Raw genomic sequence first — 18,813 nt, 5'->3', positions numbered from 1 at the left:
CGGACAGGTGAAATCTTGATGCACAAGCGGCTTGCATTCATCGATACGCTGCGCGGCATTGCCGTGCTGGCGGTGCTGTTCCAGCACGTGTTCGAGGTGATCGTCCAGAAGCACCCCACCGGCGCCTATTATTGGGTCTTCCATGACGCGATCGGCTACTACATGAACTTCGGTCGGTTCGGAGTCGTGCTGTTCTTCTTCGTCAGCGGATTCGTCATCCCGTTCAGCTTTCCGGACAGTGCTACTCCCGTGCGCGATTTCACGATCAGCCGCTTCTTTCGGCTCTATCCGGCGTACTGGACCTCGATGGTGATCGGGCTCGTCACGATGCAGATGCTGGAGTCCAATACCTATCCGTTGTCGCAGGTCATCGCGAACGTGACGATGCTGCAGACTTTCGTCAACATCCCGAACCTCTGGGTCTTCTACTGGACCTTGGCGATCGAGCTCCTGTTCTATGTCGGATGCACCGTCCTTTTCGCGATGAGATTGCTGAACCGGCGCTTGACGGCCGTCGCGATCGTCATTGCTGCGGCGCTGGTCGGGACAGCCGCCGCACTTCTGGTCGAAAGCAGGACGGTGTCGTCGGTGATGGAGGTTGGGCTGAACCTCTCGGCGATGTTCCTGGGCAAGGTCATCCGCGACACCGTCATCGGCGGAAAGCTGCGATGGTCGCACGTCGCCATATGCACGGTGTTCTATGCGATCTTCGCCGCCACGCTGGCGGAGAGGCGGTTCGGCGGCGTCTATCAGGAGAACTTCTTCTACAGCTATTCGATCGGGGCGGCTTATGTCTGCGCTGCGCTCGTCTTCATCGCGTTTGCGGCGTTCGGTGAGCGGTTGGCCTGGCGCTCGATGGCGTTCGTGGGAACCATCAGCTATTCGGTCTATTTGATGTCGCCATTTGTGATCGTCTGGATCCATCGGCTCGTCTGGCTCGGTGATGGACCGCTGGGATGGGCTGCTTTCGCCGCGCTGGTCGCAGCGCTGTCGATCCTGGTCAGCTGGTCGACTTATGCGCTCATCGAGAAGCCCAGCATCTCGTTCGGCCAAAGGTTCCGGTCGAAGCGCAGGAGGGCGGTCGTTCTCGAGCCAGCGCTCAGCGCGCAGGGGGCAGCTGAGTGATCGAAACAACGCGCCGGCCGAATGCCGGATCCGACGGATCTTTCGTTCCCTCCGTCCAGGGACTTCGTGGCATTGCGGCGCTGAGCGTGCTGATGGATCATTTCTACGACATGCCAAAGGGAGGCGTGTACGACATTCCGGATCCCGGCTTCCTGCCGTCGCTCTGGCTCTGGCTGCAATCGGTGATCAATGTTGGCGGCCACGGTGTCGAGCTGTTTTTCATGATCAGCGGCTTCCTGATTCCGGCCAGTCTGGTGCGGCACGGCTCGCTGCCGCGGTTCTTCTTCGACCGTGTCCTGCGCATCATGCCGGTGTTCGTGGTGCTGCATCTCGCCCTATTCACGATCGGACCGATCGTCGGCTATAAATTCTTCCGCGGGATCGATTTGACCGGTTACCTGGCGATCTTCACGGCCAATCTGTTCTTCGTGCAGGACGCGCTCGGCTTGCCGATCGCTCAGCAGAATGCCTGGACTTTGACCTACGAGTGGGCGTTCTACATCTGGTTCGCCCTGACATTCTCGATGTTGCGCGTCGGAGGTAGAATGCTGGCGGCGCCCATGATCTTGCTGGGCGTGGCCTGCCTCCTGCATTGGCCGATCACGGCGTTCTTCTGCATCGGCATGCTTCTCAGCGCCACCGGGTGGCGCATCTCCATTCCGGGACCTCTTGGTTTGATGGCGGGCCTGACTTGTGGGATCGCCATGTACGCGAGCCTGGTGCTGTTTCACCCGTTCCTGGGTCTTATTCCGGGTCTTTTGCTGTTTGCCATGGTGCTGGCCCCGGACTCCGGCCTCGCCAGGGCCTTAAGCACGCCGCCCCTCCAGTATGTCGGCAAGATCAGCTATAGCCTGTATCTCGTGCATCCCTTTGTGCTGTTTCCGTTGCAAGTGGCCGGGCTGAAGCTCGTTGCGTTCGGGGTCAACCGCTGGCTGCTCTGGAGCGCATTTATAGTGTTCGGGTTGGCGATGTCCCTGATCGTGAGCGCGATCAGCTTTGAGCTGATCGAAGTCAGGCTGAGGCGGCTTCTGGATACTGCGGTACGCGGAGTGTTGTTTCGCCCGCTGCGGAAGGTCGAGCAATCCGCCTAGAAAACGGGTCCGCCATCAATGCACGGGGCTGCCGACGACCTTGTGGTAGGATGACAACAGCCTCTCGGCGATCTGATCCCAGTTCAACAGACCGGCCGCGGTTTGCCGTGCGCCTTCAGCCAGAGCCGCAGCAAGCGAGTTCGATGTCAGCACGCGTTCGAGCGCATCTGCCAATGCAACAGCGTCTCCAGGGGGGACCAAAAGTCCGTTGACGCCGTCCGTCACGACGTCGGGAATGCCACCGGTGGCGCTGGCGACCACGGGACGGGAATTCCCGTAGGCGGACGCCAGCACGCCGCTCTGGGACGCATCCTTATAGGGCAGGGCAACCACGGTCGCGGACTGAAACAACCTTCCGGTATCCTGGGGCGAGATATAGGCGTTGATCATTTTGACCGTCGGCATCGCCTCCATGCGCGCGCCGAGCCGCGTCATTTCGGGACCTCGACCCGCCACGATCGCTTCATGGGTTACGCCGCGCTTGGTCAGCATATCGATGGCATCCACGAAGACGTCGAGGCCCTTGTACGCCCACATTCGCCCAAAGAACAGGATGCGCGCGGGTTCGGGTTCAATGACGGGCGCCCCCACAGGTGGGACCATGAGCACGCCGTGCATGCTGGAGACCACCTCTCCTGTAAAATCTGGTGAAGCGCGGCGGAAGTCGGCGATGCAGCTCTCGCCATGCGTCGTGACGAGTGACGCGGCCGCGCGCATGCGTCCGCGCCAGCCATCCTCGCGCGGAGAGGTGCCGGAGCCGCCTTCCGAATGCGGAATCGCATCATGAACGGTCAGCACCAAGGGGATTCCAAGCGGCCGCAGGAACTGGATCAGCCTCGACGTATAGATTTCCGGTACCTCGTGACAGTGGATCACGTCAGGCCGAAACGAAATGACATCGATGAACGATGATGGAATTCCAATCACGCCCGCACGGCGCACGCTCAGGTCTCGGATTCGCGTCTCAAAGGGATCCGTCACGGCAATGTTTGTCAGTTCCCATTGCTGGTTCGCGTCCTTGCGATTGAGGACGAGGCGGACATCGCAATGGCGCGCCAGCGCAGCGGCCAAGCGGTAGGAATATTCGGCAAAGTGCGGAGCGTAGATGGCGACCCGCAGGCGGCGTCTTCTGGTGGCAGCCTTCCCGTGCACATTAGTCTCCGCGCAGTCTCGAGGTTCAGAATTGTAGCTTCGCGCCCCGTCAAGGCTTGATGATGGCTAGCGTCAGTTGTTCGCCGAGCTGACACCTGCCTTTGTCCTAGCCACTCCGCGCGATGAATATCGTTTGATTTCCCGACGACCGGCAGGAAAAAGCGAGAGCACCAAGACGGCGAGAGCGTAGGATAGGCTAAAGCATGCCGCCAAAGTGAGCAGCGTCCCGGAAGAGTGACTTGTCATCCAATGATGCAGGCAAGAGGCGCCGATGATCGATGCGATCGCTCCAGCGAGATGCGGCAGGATTACTCTTGCAGCATCGGCATGACCTACCGGACCGTTTCGGCCGACTGCCCACCAAAGTATCGGCGTTCGAAGGCACTCGCTGATCGAGTATGCGGTTGCGACCCCGACCGGCCCAAACGGGAGGCCGCACAGGAACCCAACGAGAGATGTCCCTGCGCTGAAAAATCCCCAGCGCATGTACTCGCGCGTACGTCCTTGGCTGAGAAACAGCCAGCTCGCCGGACTGTTCATCGTTTGCAGGAGACCGGCGACACTCAAACCGACAAAGATGGGTGTCACTTCAGCCCATTGGCTTCCCAAGAGGGTCGTGACCAGAACGTCGGCGCTCGAGATCATAAAGGCGACGCCGGGCACCACTGCGACGAAGGCGGGGAAAACCGCCCGCTGAAATGACTGACGGTAACGATCGCGATCCTTGTTGAGGCTGGATAGTGTCGGCAGCATAACCCTGATCATCGGGCTCGTGACTTGCTGCAGCGGAAACAGCAGCAGCCGGTAGGCGCGATTGTAAGCACCTAGCGAGGCCGCCCCACATAGTTTTCCGATCAGCACACTATCGGCGTTTCGGGAGATAAATTCAGCAAAGTTGAAGCCGGTGACGCCCAACCCAAAGGTGAGCATTCCACGGGCGTGTCGGATTGATCCCGGTCGCGAGGGCCACCACCCGGACGTCAGCCAAGCCCCACTTGCCAAAACCACGCCCGACACGAGACTTCCCACCAGGATCGCCCAGTAATTGTGGTAGACCGAGGCGATCGCAATCGCTGCGACAAATCCAGCCACGGCGGCTGCGGATTCCAGCACTGCAAGGGTCCAAAATCTCATTTGTCGGGTCAGAAGCGACAGATGTTGAACGTCTGCCCCGCTCAGCAGCAGTGTCAGGCTCATTCCAGCTGTCAATGCAGCGAGCTTCGGCTCGTTGTAGAACAGGCCCACGAGAGGAGATATTGCAACCAGCGAAAGGGCCAGCATCGTACCGACCGAGAGATTCACCCAGAACAGCGAGCTCAGATCGCTCTGGCTGAGAGAATCCTTCTGCACTGTCGCGTGTCCGAGCCCCAGGTCCTGAAACAGCACGGCAAATGCGAGTATGGGCGACGCCATTGCGTAGATGCCGAAATCGACCGGCGTGAGCAGTCGTGAAAGCACGATCACGGACCCCGCTTGGGTGGCCACCCGCACCGCTTGGGTCGCGATCGCAGCGAATGCGCCGTTCCGCACCTTGCGCGCATGTGATTCTTCAGAGAAACAGGGGTTGAGGTCCGTCAATCCGATGTCCTTACCTTCCAACGGGAACAGAGGCAGCTAGCGCCCGGTGGCAGCCCGTAAGCTCTCGCCAACTTCCACCGCGTTTGCTTCTGGTGCGATCTGCGGTTGGGGCAGCGGCGGCGCAAGACGGTTGATCATCCTGCGGGCCGGATTCTCAACGTACGCATAGGTGAGACCCGCCACAATCGTGAGAACGATGCAGCATACAGCCACGAAGAGGGGGAATGCGGCCGGTTGGAGTCCGAGATGGCGCCAGGCCGGCTCGAACAGAATGATGATCAGGAGCTCGTGGAGCATGTAGATCGCATAAGACGTGTTGCCGAGCGGACCGAGCCAGGCAGAGCCAGGGAACCGTGAGAACGCGCTCTCGCCGACAGCCGTAAAGAGCAGGGCCAGAGAGAACAGAATGATCGCAAGATCGGGCTTGGCGTAGACGTTAAGAACGAGAACCGCCGTCAGGAACAGCACGATCCCACCGACGATCACGGGCTTCTTGCGGTAATCGCCAGAGAGACGAAACAGAACGGCGAGCAGCACTCCGTTGAGGAAACTCGGCAATGCCCGGAGCATACCGTAGTCAAAGTTGGCCCCATACATTTGCGACCGGTCATGCCATATCGGTAGGTAGCCATGCGCAAGGATTGCGTAAGACAGAGCAACAATCAGGGCGAGGACGAGGGGCCGAACTGACGCTGCGACACACATCAGAACCGGGAACAAAAGATAGCAGAACAGTTCCGCGCTGATGGACCAAGCGGGCGAGTTGAAGCTGAGATGATCAGTGACGCCCCAAGCCTGGACCAAGAATAGATTGTAGATGAAGTCCGGCCCGTTCGACTGCGGCGTGGAGCCCTTGACGCCCATCAGGAACAGCAAACCAAACACGAGCAGCGTCAGAAAGTGCAAGGGATAGATCCGCGCTATCCTGCGGACCATGAAGCGAAAATATGATCCGGCGTCCATCGAAGTCAACGGGTACGAATAGGCAATGACGAAGCCCGACAGGATGAAGAACATGTCGACGAACAGGCCGAAAGAGCCGTTCCAGGCAGGGGAGATGCCGCCGTCGATGGTCTTGAGATGAAAGATAAAGACGCCTAGTGCGGCCACGAACCTGTAGAAATCCAGAACTACAAATCGTCGCGGTTCGTTACTTTCCATATCGGGCCATCAAGCTCGTGGGACCAGTCTGTCTTCTAAAGGGCGAATGTGACGCAAGTTCGTGCGAGCGGCTGGAGAAGCCGCCAACGAAGAGTGGCGCCGTCCGCACTGCCTAGACGACGCTAGTCGCGCAATCAGCACAACTAAAGAACGTTTATCAGGCTGTGGCTGCCGCGCCCGGCAGCAAGCGCACAACGCTTGAACACCGATCTCATCCACGGACTGACGCGGGCCGGGAACACGGTCCCGGCCCACTTAGTACCGCTAAACTGTTGCCAGAAATTTGCCTTCTTTCGACAGCCTCAGACAAACAGAAAGTCGTGGCTGGTCAGGCTGGCGAGGCCGATATTCTTGATCACAATCGAGTCGGCGGCCCCCATTGTGATTGTCACATCCGTGCCCGCTTGGGTCATTTGGAGGTGGCTGTAATCAGGCGCCAGCAGCTTGGAGATTTGGATGATGTCGTGATCGGCAGAATCCCCGGCGTTGAAGTTTGAGATATGATCGTGGCCGTGATCGTAGACGATGGAGGTCGAAGCCGGTGCGGCGGAAAAGACGTCGTCACCGTTGCCACCGGCGATTGTCACCCCGGCGGAAACCGCCGTGGCGTTGTGGGTGCCGTCTGGCTTGATATCGTCGAAGAATTGCAGTGCGTTCGCCGCACTGTAGTGCTCGTGCTGGATCAGCCCCTGTTCTCCGTTGAAGTTGAAGAGCAGGACGTCCTTCGATCCGTCAACATTGTTGGCGATCTCCTGCGTCTTCGTGCCCGAGCCGTCATAGGTGTCGGTCAGCTTGCTGCCGTCGCCATTGATCACCTGAGTGAAATCCAAGCTGCCGTCCGCGTGAGTCCTAGTCATCGATATGATATTGCCGGATGCATCAAGGTGCTGATGCTGGGTCGTGTAGCTCTGACCGGAGATGTTGTAGCTCCAGTTGTCGCTCGTATGATCGGCGTTACTGATGTAGGAGGCCAACTTCAAGCCATTGGTGTAGAGGGTCGTGGAGCTGTAACCGTCCGCCTTCTGCACGCCTTCGCTAGTGAGACTCCCCGAGCTATCATACCAATCCGAAGTGGTGGTGCCGTTCGGTGTCTGGGCGAGCGTGAACGCCAAGCTGCCGTCGGCATGAGTTCGGACGATGTTCGTCAGAAAGCCCGTGCTGTCGAAAGTGTCATGCTCCGTGGTGTAGGTCTGGCCGAGGACGTTGTAGAGGAAAACGTCCTTTGAATTGTCCGTATGGGTATCGGTCTCGGTGGTCTTGACGCCCGCGGCATTGTAGTTGGTAACGACACTGCTGCCGTCAGGGTTGATGACCTGGCTAAAGTCGAGTGTCCCGTCGGCGTGGGTTCGATCCACTTCCGTAATTTTCCCGGAACCGTCGAGGTGCTGGTGCTGGGTGGTATAACTCTGACCGGCGATTTCGTAACTGTAGTTGTCATGACTCTGGTCGGCGTTTGTGATGTAGGCGGCGAGCTTGGAACCGCCCTGGCCGTAAACCGTGGTGGAGCTATAACCGTTCGCCTTTTGCACGACTTCACTGGTCAGGGCGCCCGCCGCGTCGTACCAGTCTGTGGTTTTGGTGCCATCGCTAGTTTGTAGCAATTTGAAGGCCAGGCTGCCGTCGGCATGGTTGCGCACGAGCGCGGTGAGGAAGCCGGTCGCATCATAGGCATCATGCTCGGTCGCATAATTTTGACCTGTGATGTTGTAGGTAAAGACGTCCTTACTTTGATCGGCGTGAAAGTCGGTCTCGACCAGCTTGTCGCCCGTTGAGCTGTAGTTGGTGATGACCACACTGCCGTCGCTGTTGATCAGCTGAGTCGAATCGAGCGAGCCGTCCGCGTGGTTTCGGATCACGGAAACGATCTTCCCAGCAGCATCCAGATGCTGGAGCTGCGTCGTGAAGCTCTGTCCCGTCACGTTGTAGCTGTAATTGTCTTGGGTGTGATCCGCATTCACAACATAGGCCGCGGTCTTGATGCCGTTATTGTAAACGGTGGTGGCGTAATATCCGTCCGCGTTTTGCACCACCTCGGTGCTGAGTGTGCCGCCAGCATCGTACCAATCGGTTGTTTTGGTCCCACTGGGCGATTGCACCAGCTGAAAAGCCAGGCTGCCGTCAGCATGGCTGCGCACGAGTGCTGTTAGGAAGCCGCTGGCGTTGTACGTATCGTGTTCTGTCGTGTAGTTCTGGCCACTAATGTTATAGGTGTAGACGTCTCTGCTCTGGTCGGCATGATAGTCGGTTTCGACGAGCTTGAGCCCAGCCGCGCTGTAGAGCGTGATCGCGCTGCTGCCGTCCGTGTTGATCAGCTGGGTTGAATCTAGGGATCCATCAGCATGGGTTCGGGTCACCGAAGTGACTTTGCCAGATGCGTCCAGATGCTGGACCTGCGTGGTGAAGGTTTGACCGGTGATATTGAAGCCGGAATTATCCTGGGTGCGGTCGGCGTTCAGGACATAAGCGGCCGATTCCACCCCGTTGCTGTAAACCGTTGTGGAATAGTAACCGTCGGTCTTTTGCACGACCTCGCTGGTTACCTGGCCGACGGCGTCATAGCTATCCGTGGTTCGCGTGCCGTTGGCGGCGACGTGCACAAAAGTGCTACGCAAACCTGCGGTGTAGCCGATCAGATCCTGAGCGCCGTCCGCATACACGATGGTCGTGGAGACGGGTGCGCCGCCGCTGGTCAGCCCGGTGTCGGAGGTCGACACGAGCGTACCACCCGCATCATAGGTCATGGTGTTGGACCAGCCAGGCGCCGCGGTCGTCACTGAGAACGAATATCCGCCCTGGATCTTGGACAGCGCATTCCCGTAATGGGAAATCATGTAGTCCATCGTGGCTTGGGAGGCGACCGGCAGAACGTGCGTGTCGGTCAAGATAATGCCTTGCAGCGTCGTCGACGAACTCATGTCGGACAATTGGGGCACGATCTGCGCCGCAGTGCCGCTCACATTGGCTTGGGTGCTCGGCGGCGTCAGGGTGGTCGCAGGCGCGTCGATCTCGATGATCAGCGGGTGGTCGCTGACCGGAAGCGTGATCGTGGAGACGTCGGTGTAGCTCGCGATCGCCGCTGTGCCGGCCAGGGTATCGTAAACCTTTACTGAATGATGCACGCCTCCGAGACTTACAGTGACAGTCTGGGTCGGATTGGACACCTCGGAATCGGTGCTGTCGTTCCAGAGCTTCGGCTCCGCCCAGACGACGAGCTCGTAGGCGCCATTGCTCTTGCCCAGCACCATGCTGCTACCTGAAGCTGGCATGTTGCTGAGCGTGTAGTTCAGCGGATCAGTCGGCTGCAGGCCGCCCTTGCCGTCATCGGCCAGAATGCTCGTCAGGTTGTGGATCGCCGTCGCGGCAAGCTTTGGCGTTCCGTCGGAATTGAACAGTCCGAAGTTGGCTTCGGAATCGGTGTTGCTCGCGGACGAGTCGCGGTCGAACAATTCGTACAAATAGGTCGCACTCACGCCAGCCTTGTAGGCATCGACCAGGGTGTTCAAGATCGACTTGGCCTGCACCGTCTCGTCGACGCCGAGATATTGGGTGTTGGCTTGGGTGGTGTAGCCGGTCTCCGTAATCATGACGGGCTTTCCCGGCGCGGCGGTCGAGACCGCGCTCAAGGTGGCAGCAAGTGAGCTGCTGGTCGTCAAGCTGGTGCTGACATAGGCATGCGCATTGGCGAAATCGACCGAGCCCGACATGTTGCCGAGCTGGCTGTAGCCTTGGGGATCGTTGTAGGCGAGCGACAGATTGACGACGGGAATGCTGGAAAGGGCGCCGTCTGCCTTGACCGCCTGATAGAGCGCGCTCTGGAACTGGGCCGCGGCGCCAAGGCTCGAGCTGCCATTATAGCTGAAGGGCTGGTGATTGGCCTCGTTGAGCCCCTCGATGGCGCTGATGCTGCCTGGATGGCTCGCCACGAACTTCTCGAGCGACACGATATACTTCTGGAGGCCGGCGGTGCCCAACTGGGGCAGGGCGGATGACACCAGGAAGTCGAATTTGTAGCCGGCGGCCGCCAGCCCTTCAACGACCGGTTGTGCGGCGGGGCTGGTTCCCATCGCGTCGCGCAGGTGGGTGACGCCGAGATACTTCAGGTCATCGACCATCAACGCGAGGTTATTGTAGTCGGTCCACGCGAAGCCGGCATGCGTGTTGACGCCGATGGAGTTGATGAAGCCGCTTGCGGAGAGGACGGTTTGATCTGACGACATTTCACACTCGAGTTTCTACGCGAACGAAATTGCTCGCAGGGATTTGCGTTCAACCTTCTCGATCGAGTGTGAATTTCAGATAAAAATCGGAGCTACAAATCGAGAGCGATCAGCAGTTCCTCGCAGGAACAGGTCGACTCTGATTCAAGACAATAACGATGTCGTGCCGACGCAGCATGACCTGAACATGGCGCTTCCAAGAATTCGCAAGATCTCACTGCTGAATATATGCGCATGTCGCGCTTCAATGATGCATGTGACTTGGGGCGCAGATGCGATGAAATTGTCAGGCCGACCCCGATGCGCTGGTAGAATTTTGCCGGTACGAGCAAATCACTCATTATTCTCGTACTGGTTGCCAGCCACTTTGTCGCATCTTGGAGTGAAGCAAAATGAGTTCCATGGCCGGAACCTCGCGAACATGAGCGGAGTGTCGGGCTCAGCTCCAAAAGAGGATTTGCGGGACCGTTCGACAGATCAGCTTGGGCGGGCCAGGAGGAGAAAGTTTCCGCGCCAGCCGACCGCAGCCGTGACGATTGCGGCGATGACGATTTTTCCGGCAAGCCACGCCATCGGTTCGCTCGGCGCATGACGGAGCGATCCGATCAGGATGGCGGCCGCGAGCGCCTGAAGCACCAGGGGCCAGCGCGGGACCGCCTCGAATCTGAGGGTAGGGCCGAGCCCGACCAGGATCGCTGCGAGCGTGGCGACCGAGGCGCAGGTGACTGCTGCTTGTGGCGACAGGCCGACCCAGACGGCAACCAGGGAGAACGCCGCAACCATTGCGAGCTGCCCGGCTGCGATGAGGACGAGCCTGGTCGCGAGCTTTTCCAGGTGGGGAACGACCGCGATCGTCGCCTGCAAGTGGGTATGGATGAAGTAGAAAGCAGCGACCGCCGGCCCTGTCGCCAGGAAGCCCTCGACGCTCTCCCGCGGGACCAGGATGCGGGCTGCGTCCGGAATAAAGGCCATGAGCCCGCCCAGCAGGACGAGAGTTGTGCAGATCATGAACTCGAACATGTGCCGCGTCGATTGTCTCGACGTCGTGGCGCTGCCGTGCTCGAAATCATTGACCACGTCAGGATAACTCACGGTGTGGATCGCCGCGTTGAGGACCCAGAAGGGACGTTGCAGCAGGTCGAGCGAAATGGAGAATCCTGCACCGGCTCCTGTGGCGCCCAGTCGCCCGACGACGATGATACGGAGCAGGACCGGCACGGACAAATGGATCACGGACGCGCCGGCCGCAAGCATGCCGTAACGCGAGAAGTCTTTCCAGTCAGCCAGCATTGTTCGCGGCGACACGCGATCCAGCGGCGTGCGATATGCGATGAGACCGGCAAGGAGCCCGAGCAGGTGACCCGATGCGATGCCGAGCAGCGTCGCTTCGGCCGTGCCTGAGATCACTCCGCCCGAGACGGCCCCGGCCAAAAGAGCCGTCGCACGCAAGGCAAGGAGGCAGGAGGCGGTTCCCAGCCGGTTCGACAGACGTACCGACAAGAAATACAAATCGGTCGAGCCTTGAAGAACGGCCACGCTCAGGCCGAGAGCAACCAGCCGTGGCGTGAGGCCGCTGATCAGGGAGGCGCAGCTCCCGACGGCAACGAGCACGCCGGCGCTCATGAGGCCCGCTGCAAAGAGCGACGATCTCAGTCGAGCAGCCTCGCACTCCTTGGCGGCCGCAAGAAAGCGCAGCCCCGCGAGCTGCAGCCACTCGAACATGAGGACGCAGAGCAACTGGCTCGAGGCCATTGCGAGGGAATAATTGGTGTAGTCGGTGGCAGGCAACAGGTGACTGATCACAAAGATCAGGATAATCGCGGCTGCGCTTTGGTAAACGTAGCCGGCGATCGCGAAGAGACGTGTCATCTCGGAATGAAGCTACTCTTTGCCACCGCATGCGCTTGTGACACCCCGGCTATTGCCGGGCGCACGGACGACATCCGTTGCTGACGCAATTGTTCATACAGGTTCTTGTACGACGACAATACGTCGGAAAAGATCCACTTGTTCGTGTCGGCGATAAGCCGACGGCTGATCTCGTCGATCTTGTGCGAATCCGCAGCGATTTCGCGCATGCTCCGGGCCAGAGATTGTGGATCGGCTTCGGTCAGCCACCCGGTTACACCATGCTCGATCGCCTCCGGCATGCCGCCAAAGTGCGTACCGAGCAGCGGTCTGCCTGCCGCCTTGGCGTCCGCGACGACGAGCGGGCCCGGATCGTGCCAGATGGATGGCGCGACCACGACGTCGACTTGCCTGTAGAATTCGTCGGGAGACACGAATCCCATGAACTCGACCCGTGCCTGCGGCGCCAGTGCCCTCAGGCGCTGTTGTTCATGATCGCCCAAGCGGCCGGCAATCATCATCCGGATCCGATCGGGTGGCAGCATGGCAAGCGCGCGCATGAGATTGTCGATGCCCTTCTCCTCGGTGATCCGTCCGATGAAGCCGAACGTCACTTCCGTCGTGCAGACAGGCCGCGGGTAGGGTGAGCGCGGCGGCTCGGTCGAGGCATTGCGGATCACGGTGCGGATGGGCGTTTCGGCAAACATGCCCATATCGGTGTGAATGGACAGGACGCGCTCGCTGACGCCGACCACGGCATCGAGCCAATGCGTCGCCCGCTTGCGGTGGTACGTCAGGATCCCACAGCTCCTACAGGTGCGTTCGCAGGAGTGGCCCTTGTCGAAGCGGGAGCAGCGCGGGCACGTCAGATAGTAGTCATGAAGCGTATGCAGGACCGGAACTCCGAGCTTGGCAGCGACCCGCCAGATCGCCGTGGTCAGGCCCGATAAATTATTGGAATGCAGAACGTCCGGCTTGAAGGCGCGAATGCGCTCCGCGATCATCGGGGCCTGGATCTGCCAATCGTCGATCGCATGCCAGATGCTTCGTTTCACGACGTTCTTTTGCTCCGTGAACGGCGCATAGACGTTTTGCACCGGTGCGGAATAGACGTTGATACCGTTGCAAAATTCACGCCCCTGCTCGGGTGCGGATGCGGCGCGCACCACCTCGACCTCGTCGCCGCGCTGAGCCAGGCCCTCGGCAAATCTCCGCGCGAAGATCTCTGCTCCGCCGACGATCTTTGGTGCCTGCGGGGTCGGATAAAGTGTGGATGTCAAAAGGATCTTCATCGCGTCAACCTCTTTGTGTCGATCCGATTACCGTGCCGGCCGTATATCCAGTGCGGGAATGGCGTCATTATTGGCGGCGATCAGGACCGGCGTGCTCGAAACCGGCAGCCAGATCCCGGAGGCTGGCCTTGCGGTTGCATCGCAGGGGGCCGCGAAAGTCGCGCTCGGCAGATCGCCTCTGATCCGGACCTCGTAGCGTCGCTCCGGATCTTCGGACCAGACCGCGACTTTGCCGCCGGTGGTCGAGGATGCTCCGATCGACATCACCCCGGCGGCAAGGCTTCTTCGTTCGGCGGTTAGGGTGGAACGGACGAATGCCCAGGCGCCACGCGCCGCGCAAGCTACGGGTTTGGGCGAATTGTCGAAACCGTAGACGCCAAAATTGTCCTCGAGCTCGGCTGGATTCTGACCACTATTTTTGAGCTCATAGATCCATATCCCCTTGAGCCAGCGCGCCGCTGTCGAGGCCCACAGGATGAGCTGTGCCGTGTTATCGGCCTGGGCCTGCTCGCTGACACCGCATTTGTTCGCAGCCGTGGTCCAGCCAGTTTCGGTCACGTAAATGGGGAAGTCGGGATTGCCGCTCGCTTGGCCGACCAGCCGGTGGAACGCCGTGAGCCGGTCGATAATCTCGGTCGAAGTACGCTTCGCCGGCGCCATGCAGAAATTGTAAAGATGAATCGAGGCGCCATCGGCGTATTGAAGGATGCCGGTTTGCAGCATCTTCTCCGTCCACGTCCAACCGGGATCGTCGCCGATCGCGCCGACGACGAAAGGCGCATTCGGCACCGCCTGCTTGACCGCGGGCCGTGCTACCTTCGCGAGGGCCAGGTAGTTCTCGGCTGAGAATGAAGGGTCCTTCTTGGCTGCCAGATTCCACTCGTTCCAGAGTTCGAAGATCGGGCGCTGCGGCGCTACCGATCGCGCGGCCGCTGCCGCATAGTCCGCGAACCGCTGCCGGGCTTCGTCCGTCGTCGGGGGCGACGAGTTCGGAACGAGGTGATGACCGAATGCAAGGATAAGGAGCGGCCGGGCGATGCCGGACTGAACCTGCGCGTCGAGCCTGCCCAACCGCGGCGTGAAGCCCATCCGACGGCCAGGCAATTCAAAATCAGACCAGGGAAAATCGTCGCGGAAGGCGTTAAAGCCCAGTTGCTTGATTTGGCTGACGTTCACGGAGGGCACGTAGCCTCGCGAACTGACGGGCCCTCCCAGTCCCTGATGGGTGCCGATACCCAACAAGAATCTGCTTTCAAGCGTCTGTTGAGCGCATGCCGGGACTGACAGAGAAACAGACGCGATGAGGCTCGCGATCCAGAGCAGCCCGTTGCGACCCAAGGTGCTGTGGTCTGCCATCGCCTAGATCATACTCGTCATCATCTCTCGCCTGCCGCAACTCATCTCAAAAAGGCTTCGAGAGGTCCGATTGAAGTGCCACGCTCTGCTCGACCCCACTCGTCTTATCGCCGAGGAGTTCGACATAGACCTGATGCAATTGGCGGTGTGTCTTCTGGACGTCATAAAACTGCTTGAAGCGATCGTAGCCGCGTTGCCCCAGGACCTTGAGATCCAGATCGAGCATCCGTCGGAAGCCGTCGATGAGAGGTTGAACCGCGACAGGCTCGCAAAGCACGCCAGTGACTCCGTCAACGACGATTTCAGGGAGCGCTCCGCTGTGGAAGGCCAGGATGGGCTTGGCCGCGCGCATCGCTTCCAGAGCGACGAGGCCGAAGGCCTCCCATCGTGACGGGATGACGACGAGATCGGCCGCCTCCAGCTGAGCCTCGATTTGCTGACGATCCAGCCAGCCCAGCAGCGAGACGTTGGCGGGAACCGCGGCTCCGTCGAACTTGTTGACCACGGAGGCGCCGACAATGCGAACATCCAGGACGTCTTCGAGGGATCGTGCGGCCTCGATCAGGAGGTCGAAGCCCTTTTGTCGATCAAGACGGCCGATGAAAAGGACTTTGGCCTTCTTTGAAGTCCAATCTGTCGCAACGCCGTGCGGCAGTGGGCGGCTCTTGGAGATCCCATTGTGCACCAGGGTCAGACGGTCAGTCGGAATTCCCGCGCGAACCGCTTCATTGAATTCATCGCCGGAAATGCAGATGATACGATCCGACGTGCGGGCCAGAAGAGTCTCTGCAGCTTTTGCCGCCAGATGGCTCAGGCGGCCGGTCTCTCGCGAGAAAGCCCAGCCATGCGGGCAATAGACGACGCGAGGACCTTCGGAACGAGCGGCCAACGCGGGCCTGAGAACGAGTCCGGCAAACGACGAATGGAGATGCATGACGTCGGGCTTGAAGGCGTCGAGCGCCTGCATGCTCGCCCGCAGCATCTGAAATAGTCCGACGATGCTGCGGCCCGATCTGTCGAAGGTCGTGATCTGGCTGTCATCGATTCCAACGAGGTCGTGGCGATGATCCGACGGCACGACATAGTGCACGTTCTCCGCGCCGAAGCTCGCTTGTTGCTGCGGATGCAATTCGTTCAGGTAGCTCGCTATCCCACCCCGGATGGTTTCCGCGACATGCAGTACCTTCACCGCCTGCCTTGCGGAGGATTGAGTTGGGAAGATCGACATGGCGCATCCTTAATTGAGCATCAATGGATGCGATCACAATCCATCCAATCCATAGCGAGATTTGGGCAGCGGTGTGGTGTTGTTGCGCCGCGATGCTGAAGCTCGCTGCTCCGAAGTCAAACGTACGCATGGAACTCGTTGGATGCCGAGCCGCTGTCAGTCGCTATGCGCGCGACGCGAGAAAATCCAACAGTGCTCGCGCCGAGTCTTGCCACGAGTATAATGCAAGACGACCCTGTTGCTTTCTGCGCTCCTGATCAGAGATTGCGCCGACTGCCAACCTTTCGAGCATAAGCTGTTTCAGCGCCGGAGCGTCGTTGGCGCAAAAATAAGCAGCTGCTTCGCCGCACGTTTCCATCACCGCGTCAGCCGTTGAGGCTATGACCGGACAGCCGAAGATCATGGCTTCAAGTGGCGGGACACCAAAGCCCTCGTAAAGAGAGGGAAAGACAAACGCCAGAGCGTGTGCATACAGAGCTGCAATCTCCCCGTCCGCCAGGCGTCCTGCCAGAAGCAGGACCGATTCGCTCTCGCCCAGATTGTCTTGAAATACCTTGCTGTTATCTCCGCCAACAATGACGAGCGGAACGTCTTTCCGTTCGAGCAGCCGCGCGGCCTCGATTGCAACGGCGAGATTCTTGTTCTTGGTTCTGGAGCCAACAAAGAGAAAATATTTTCCCGGCTGAAGCCCCAGTCGGTCGAGGATGCCGGGGTCAGGCTTTGTGGACGCGAAATGCTCCGCGCTGTTGGGGAATATCGGAATGCCCGTTTTCGAAAGGCCAAGCATTGCAGCCAGTTCATTGCGAGAAAAGGCCGATACGGTCGCGATCGTGGCCCGGCGTGCAAGCAGGCGACCCATCGTTCGGTGGACGGCCAAGTAGCGCCAATTGAAGAAATCGGGCCGGCGGAAGACCTGTGCGTCGTGGATGACGACGATATGATCGCGATGAAAGACGGGTCCGGCGTTGGCCAGACTGATCAGGCGACCTCCAGCGGCAGCACGCGCGAGTTCAATCTGATCCCAGGCATGTCCGCTCAGCCGTCCTATCTTGCGCACCTTGATGCGGGTGAGATTGATCGCTTCGCTCGTCTCGTTGGGCACGAGCAACTGCCACTCGGCTCCTCTGAGGGCCGCGGGCAATTGGTCGGACGCAAGCAGGGCATCGATCGCTTTGACCAGTTCGGCGGCATAACGCTGAACGCCGGTCAGCTTTTGCGAGAGAAAGCGGCCGTTGATGAAAAGCTTCAATTTTGTGCCGTTCGGGTTGTCGATGCCATAAAGCTTAATCGCGTTCTGTGCTTTCGGACCAAATGTGAGCACGCAAACAAGCAGCCCGAAGGCACGGAATTATGACGACATCGGTCGCATGATTGCGCTGTCGTTCGGCGCTCCTGGGGAACGCTTGTTGAAAGAACTGCCGGGCAGGTGGAGCCCTTTATGGACACGCGCCTGATGCTGCGTCGGCAGGCAAAGGACGCCTCGTCTGGTTAACTTGGGAAGGCTGACATCCGAAGCGCCCGGCATTAAGCTTGCCGATGCGAGGGGGCGGTTCTCCAATGCTGAACCCTTGCCTCTACCGGTTCAGTCTGGCAATGCGGTATATGAGGACGAACAACGGAGTATATTTTGGCCCCCGTGGTGGTTACCGGCGCTGCCGGCTTCATCGGCATGCATGTCTGTGAGCGCTTGCTCGCGCGCGGGGAACGAGTTGTCGGCATCGACGCAGTGACCCCTTACTATGATCCGGCCCTCAAGCGCGCTCGCCTCGAGACGCTCAAGCATGATGCCTTCACATTCCACGAGATCGATCTTGCCGACTTCGCTGCGGTGACGCGTGTGTTCGACGAGGTCTCGCCCGACCGCGTGGTGCACCTTGCGGCGCAGCCCGGCGTGCGCGCCTCGATCGACGATCCCATCACCAGCATCCGCGCCAATTGTGATGGCTTCGTCACCGTGCTCGAAGCCGGCCGGCGCCACGGTCTGGCGCATCTCGTCTACGCGTCGTCGAGCTCCGTGTACGGCGCCAATCGCACCTTGCCGTATTCGACCGAGCATTCGGTCAATCATCCGGTCAGCCTCTATGCCGCGAGCAAGAAGGCCAACGAGCTGATGGCGCACACGTTCGCACATGTTCACAAGCTGCCGGTGACCGGTCTTCGCTTCTTCACCGTCTATGGTCCATGGGGCCGGCCCGACATGGCCGCCTGGCTCTTCACGCGCGCGATTTTTGCGGGTGAGCCGATCAAGCTTTTCAATAATGGAAATATGTGGCGCGATTTCACCTACGTCGACGACATCGTCGAGGGCGTGATCCGCACCCTCGATCGCCCCGCGACGCCGAATCCCGCGTGGAACGCCGAGCAGCCGGAAAACTCGTCGAGCAATGCGCCGTATCGCGTCTACAACATCGGCAACAACCGCTCGGTCAACTTGGTCGAGTTCGTCGAGACACTGGAGAAGATCATCGGCAAGCCGGCGATCCGCACGCTTCTGCCGATGCAGGCCGGCGACGTCCTCGAGACGCGCGCCGACATTTCGCCCCTGCAACGCGACGTCGGCTTCACGCCCTCGACGCCGCTGGCGGATGGCTTGGGCCGCTTTGTCGAATGGTATCGAAATTATCACCGCATATAAATCCCTCTCTTGAGTAGCTCACACGTGTCCCAAAAAATCATCCCCCTGATCATGTGCGGCGGTGCCGGAACGCGGCTGTGGCCGGCTTCGCGCGAGGTGCGCCCCAAGCAGTTCCTGCCGCTGTTCGGCA

At 59.8% G+C, this 18,813-nt stretch carries 13 protein-coding genes; 4 read left to right on the top strand and 9 right to left on the bottom strand.

The features are described 5' to 3' along the window. Positions 1-18: 18 nt before the first annotated feature. Positions 19-1,125 (top strand): acyltransferase, encoded by a 1,107-nt coding sequence (locus C7G41_RS34500; protein WP_106946709.1) that lies wholly within the window; start codon positions 19-21, stop codon positions 1,123-1,125. Further along, complete coding sequence (locus C7G41_RS34495) at positions 1,122-2,216, top strand: acyltransferase (RefSeq protein ID WP_106946708.1); 1,095 nt, start codon at positions 1,122-1,124, stop codon at positions 2,214-2,216. The genes C7G41_RS34500 and C7G41_RS34495 overlap by 4 nt, the downstream gene beginning before the upstream one ends. Positions 2,217-2,231: 15 nt before the next feature. Here the strand turns inward: C7G41_RS34495 and C7G41_RS34490 are convergent, their stop codons facing one another. The 9 genes from C7G41_RS34490 to C7G41_RS34450 all read right to left on the bottom strand — a co-directional run bounded on the left by C7G41_RS34490 (position 2,232) and on the right by C7G41_RS34450 (position 17,297). Then, positions 2,232-3,368, bottom strand: coding sequence for a glycosyltransferase family 4 protein (locus tag C7G41_RS34490; protein ID WP_106946707.1), 1,137 nt, complete (start codon positions 3,366-3,368; stop codon positions 2,232-2,234). 72 nt (positions 3,369-3,440) lie between these two features. Further along, positions 3,441-4,946, bottom strand: coding sequence for a lipopolysaccharide biosynthesis protein (locus C7G41_RS34485; protein WP_158268073.1), 1,506 nt, complete (start codon positions 4,944-4,946; stop codon positions 3,441-3,443). A gap of 36 nt (positions 4,947-4,982) precedes the next feature. Beyond that, positions 4,983-6,107: an acyltransferase gene (locus C7G41_RS34480; RefSeq protein WP_106946705.1), complete on the bottom strand. Its 1,125-nt coding sequence runs from the start codon at positions 6,105-6,107 to the stop codon at positions 4,983-4,985. A gap of 302 nt (positions 6,108-6,409) precedes the next feature. Continuing rightward, complete coding sequence (locus C7G41_RS34475; RefSeq protein ID WP_106946704.1) at positions 6,410-10,324, bottom strand: RHS repeat protein; 3,915 nt, start codon at positions 10,322-10,324, stop codon at positions 6,410-6,412. A gap of 477 nt (positions 10,325-10,801) precedes the next feature. Next, the gene (locus tag C7G41_RS34470) at positions 10,802-12,193 is read right to left on the bottom strand and encodes a hypothetical protein (RefSeq protein WP_106946703.1); all 1,392 of its coding nucleotides are present in this window, start codon (positions 12,191-12,193) and stop codon (positions 10,802-10,804) included. Continuing rightward, entirely contained in the window at positions 12,190-13,464 is a 1,275-nt protein-coding gene (locus C7G41_RS34465; protein WP_106946702.1) for a glycosyltransferase family 4 protein, read from the bottom strand. The genes C7G41_RS34470 and C7G41_RS34465 overlap by 4 nt, the downstream gene beginning before the upstream one ends. 27 nt (positions 13,465-13,491) lie before the next feature. Beyond that, positions 13,492-14,820: a cellulase family glycosylhydrolase gene (locus tag C7G41_RS34460; protein WP_106946701.1), complete on the bottom strand. Its 1,329-nt coding sequence runs from the start codon at positions 14,818-14,820 to the stop codon at positions 13,492-13,494. Positions 14,821-14,866: 46 nt separating this feature from the next. After that, positions 14,867-16,048 carry a glycosyltransferase gene (locus C7G41_RS34455; protein WP_245446852.1) on the bottom strand — a complete coding sequence of 394 codons (1,182 nt, stop codon included), beginning with the start codon at positions 16,046-16,048 and terminating at the stop codon, positions 14,867-14,869. A 163-nt stretch (positions 16,049-16,211) separates the two neighbouring features. Next, the gene (locus tag C7G41_RS34450) at positions 16,212-17,297 is read right to left on the bottom strand and encodes a glycosyltransferase family 1 protein (RefSeq protein ID WP_106946726.1); all 1,086 of its coding nucleotides are present in this window, start codon (positions 17,295-17,297) and stop codon (positions 16,212-16,214) included. Positions 17,298-17,675: 378 nt separating this feature from the next. On the opposite strand from C7G41_RS34450, the gene C7G41_RS34445 reads away from it, so the two are divergent. Together C7G41_RS34445 and C7G41_RS34440 are read left to right on the top strand one after the other, a co-directional pair. After that, the gene (locus C7G41_RS34445) at positions 17,676-18,683 is read left to right on the top strand and encodes an NAD-dependent epimerase (protein WP_106946700.1); all 1,008 of its coding nucleotides are present in this window, start codon (positions 17,676-17,678) and stop codon (positions 18,681-18,683) included. Positions 18,684-18,707: 24 nt separating this feature from the next. Next, on the top strand, positions 18,708-18,813 hold a 106-nt coding region (locus C7G41_RS34440), incomplete at its 3' end, for a sugar phosphate nucleotidyltransferase (RefSeq protein ID WP_199198767.1).

This window comes from Bradyrhizobium sp. MOS002, from assembly GCF_003020115.1.
Classification (GTDB): domain Bacteria; phylum Pseudomonadota; class Alphaproteobacteria; order Rhizobiales; family Xanthobacteraceae; genus Bradyrhizobium.
This window is presented reverse-complemented; position numbering and strand designations above follow the sequence as displayed.

Bases quoted from the DNA above. Each gene is read 5' to 3' on its own strand.
- C7G41_RS34500 (WP_106946709.1), top strand. From the start codon at position 19: ATGCACAAGCGGCTTGCATTCATCGATACGCTGCGCGGCATTGCCGTG.
- C7G41_RS34480 (WP_106946705.1), bottom strand. From the start codon at position 6,107: ATGGAAAGTAACGAACCGCGACGATTTGTAGTTCTGGATTTCTACAGG.
- C7G41_RS34475 (WP_106946704.1), bottom strand. From the start codon at position 10,324: ATGTCGTCAGATCAAACCGTCCTCTCCGCAAGCGGCTTCATCAACTCC.
- C7G41_RS34470 (WP_106946703.1), bottom strand. From the start codon at position 12,193: ATGACACGTCTCTTCGCGATCGCCGGCTACGTTTACCAAAGCGCAGCC.
- C7G41_RS34465 (WP_106946702.1), bottom strand. From the start codon at position 13,464: ATGAAGATCCTTTTGACATCCACACTTTATCCGACCCCGCAGGCACCA.
- C7G41_RS34460 (WP_106946701.1), bottom strand. From the start codon at position 14,820: ATGGCAGACCACAGCACCTTGGGTCGCAACGGGCTGCTCTGGATCGCG.
- C7G41_RS34455 (WP_245446852.1), bottom strand. From the start codon at position 16,048: ATGTCGATCTTCCCAACTCAATCCTCCGCAAGGCAGGCGGTGAAGGTA.